This window comes from Exiguobacterium sp. UBA3968 (genome assembly GCF_002385115.1).
Taxonomy (GTDB): domain Bacteria; phylum Bacillota; class Bacilli; order Exiguobacteriales; family Exiguobacteriaceae; genus Exiguobacterium_A.
In genome coordinates this window covers 11,188-11,669 of sequence record NZ_DGCW01000013.1, presented here as the reverse complement: position 1 = coordinate 11,669, position 482 = coordinate 11,188, and the positions used below count along the sequence as shown (strand labels likewise).

1 pseudogene is annotated in these 482 nt (G+C 41.1%); it reads left to right on the top strand.

The window, feature by feature from the left end:
• Nucleotides 1-52: 52 nt before the first annotated feature.
• A pseudogene (locus B3S86_RS15330) lies at nt 53-482 on the top strand (arginine decarboxylase); the annotation flags it as partial.

The following is a 482-nucleotide window of genomic DNA, read 5'->3' as shown; positions in this document are numbered from 1 at the left end:
ATTGCAGGTCGGTCTTTTTGTATAATCATTTTAAAGAAAAAGGAGTTTTTTCATGAAACACGAACTTCCTATTGTATATGCACTTCAACGTCACTTAGATCGAACGCCCATCTCATGGCATGTTCCTGGACATAAGAATGGGACTCTGACACCTCTTCCTGACTTTTTTAAATGGGACGTCACAGAATTACCTGGTCTAGATGATTTTCATCATCCGGAAGAGGCTATTGCAGACGCAATAGCTTTGCTTCAAAAAGTCTACGATGCAAAAGCGAGTCATTTCCTTGTGAATGGTTCGACTGTTGGGAACTGGGCGATGCTTGCAGCTGTAGCAATAAGAGGAGAGCGTGTTTATGTACAGCGTAATTCGCATAAATCGGTATTTAATGCACTCGAATGGTTAGGAATCGAACCGATCTTTCTTGAACCAGATACCCATAAAGAAACGGGAATCAGTGGTCATGTTTCACGTGAAACATTAA